Annotated in this window: 3 protein-coding genes; all 3 read left to right on the forward strand. The window is 71.0% G+C overall.

Annotation, left to right across the window (positions count from 1 at the left end; translation table 11 throughout):
• Positions 1 to 474: response regulator transcription factor (locus FDZ70_09335; GenBank protein TLM70121.1), on the forward strand; the 474-nt coding region annotated here is incomplete at its 5' end.
• Positions 475 to 568: 94 nt separating this feature from the next.
• The gene (locus FDZ70_09340) at positions 569 to 820 is read left to right on the forward strand and encodes a potassium-transporting ATPase subunit F (protein TLM70122.1); all 252 of its coding nucleotides are present in this window, start codon (positions 569 to 571) and stop codon (positions 818 to 820) included.
• Between the two features lie 9 nt (positions 821 to 829).
• The coding region (gene kdpA / locus FDZ70_09345) for a potassium-transporting ATPase subunit KdpA (protein ID TLM70123.1) at positions 830 to 2,435 on the forward strand (1,606 nt) is incomplete at its 3' end.

Raw genomic sequence — 2,435 nt, forward strand, 5'->3', positions numbered from 1 at the left:
TTCCATGGCCCGGTCATGGTGCTGTCGGTCCGCGACTCGGACGAGGACAAGATCCGCGCGCTCGATCTCGGCGCTGACGACTACCTCACCAAGCCGTTCTCCACCGGCGAACTGCTCGAGCGGCTACGCGCGCTGCTGCGCCGCACCGCCGGCGCGGACACCTCCGTGGGCGAGATGCGCGCCGGCGACCTGGTCATCGACTTCGGCGCCCGTGAGGTCACCGTCCGAGGCGAGCCGGTGCACCTGACGCGCATCGAGTTCGACATCCTCGCGCTGCTCGCCCGCAACGCGGGGCGGGTCGTCACGTCCGACACGATCCTCAAGACCGTCTGGGGTCCCGAGTACGTCGGCGACACCCAGACGCTGCGCGCCCACGTCTCGCACCTGCGCAAGAAGATCGAGCGGCCCGGCGACGTCCCGCGCCACGTCGTGACCGAGCCGGGGGTCGGGTTCCGCTTCATCGCGCTCGCCTGACGGCGTCCGTCGCGCCGATCCCACGTCCCGCCGCGGCATCTTCACGGCTTCTTCACTCCGGGCGCGCCCGCCTTCACGGAAGCGCAACGCCGGCGTGGGTAGACTCCCGATGCGGGCGTCCGGACGGGGCGCACGGATCGGGAGAGAGGCCGGTCGTGACGGTCTTGGCGGACTTCGCGGTGGTACTCGGCGTGACGCTGTTCCTCGGCGCGGCGATGCTGCTCGCCCAGGTGGTCGACCGGAGGCTCCGGAGGCAGTGAGCGCGGACGAGGTCATCATCGCGCTGGTCGCGGCCGGGGTGCTCGTCTACCTCGTCTGGGCGCTCGTCAACCCCGAGAAGCTGTAGGCGACGCCCGTGCCGCTCACAGACGTCATACGGCTCGCCGTGCCGTGCGCGCTCGTCTTCGCGCTCGTGAAGCCGCTCGGCACCTACCTCTACCACGTCTTCGAGGGGCGCAGGACCTTCCTGCATCCAGCGCTCGCCCCGGTCGAGCGGTTGCTGTACCGGCTGACGGGCGTGGATGCCGACAGCGACATGGGCTGGCTCACGTACGCCGGGTCGCTGATCGCCTTCTCGCTGGTGTGCTTCGTCGCGCTCTTCGCCCTCCTGCGCCTACAGGGCCTGCTCGGCTTCGACCCGGCTGCGGCGCCCGGGATGTCGACCGCGGTCGCGTTCAACACCGCGGTGTCGTTCGTCACCAACACGAACTGGCAGGTGTACGCGGGCGAGGGCCAGGTGGGCTACCTCACCCAGATGCTCGGGCTCACGTGGCAGAACTTCGTGTCGGCCGCCGCCGGCATCTCGGTGGCGGTGGCGCTCACGCGCGGGCTGGTGCGCCGCGAGTGCCGCGGCATCGGCAACTTCTGGGTCGACCTCACGCGGGCGTGCCTGTACGTGCTGCTGCCGGTGGCGCTCGTGCTCGCCATCGCGCTCGCGAGCCAGGGCGTCGTGCAGACGCTGGCTCCCGCCGCCGAGGCGACGACGCTCGAGGGCGCGCGCCAGACGATCGCGCGCGGTCCGGTCGCCTCGCAGGAGGCGATCAAGCAGCTCGGCACGAACGGCGGTGGGTTCTTCAACGCGAACTCGGCCCACCCGTTCGAGAACCCCACGCCGCTGACGAACCTGCTCGAGATCGTCGCGCTGCTGGCCATCCCGGCCGCGCTGACCTACTTCTTCGGACTCGAGGCGGGGGACACGAGGCAGGGCTGGGTGCTGTTCGCAGCGATGGCGGTGCTGTTCGCCGTCGGGCTCGGCGCGATGTACGCCGCGGAGCGCACGGGCGACCCGAACCTCGTGCGCGCGGGCGCCGACACGAGCGCATCGGCGGACCGGCCCGGCGGCAACATGGAGGGCAAGGAGGTGCGCTTCGGCATCGCCGACAGCGTGGCGTTCGCCAACTCGACGACGGCCGTGAGCTGCGGCGCGGTGAACGCGAGCCACGACAGCCTGACACCGCTGGCCGGGATGGTCGCGATGCTGAACATCGCGCTCGGTGAGATCGTCTTCGGCGGCGCCGGGTCCGGCCTGTACGGGATGCTCGTCTTCGCCATCCTCGCGGTGTTCATCGCCGGGCTCATGGTGGGGCGCACGCCCGAGTACCTCGGCAAGAAGATCGGCCCGACCGAGATGAAGCTCGCGATGCTCGCGGTGCTCGTGCTCGAAGCGGGCATCCTCGTGATGGCGACGATCGGCGTCGCGTCGCCCGCCGGCCTGGCCGCGCGGCTCAACCAGGGGCCGCATGGGCTCAGCGAGATCCTCTATGCGGCGACCTCGGCGGCGGGCAACAACGGCTCCGCCTTCGCCGGTCTCGACGCGACCGGCCCGCTGTTCACCTACGGACTCGGCGTGCTGATGCTCGCCGGCCGCTTCCTGTTCATCGTCCCGGTCTTGGCCATCGCCGGCTCGATGGCCTGCAAGCGGGTCGCGCCGAAGTCGCCCGGCACCTTCCCCACCGACGGGC

It is taken from the genome of Actinomycetota bacterium (assembly GCA_005774595.1).
Lineage (GTDB): Bacteria > Actinomycetota > Coriobacteriia > Anaerosomatales > D1FN1-002 > D1FN1-002.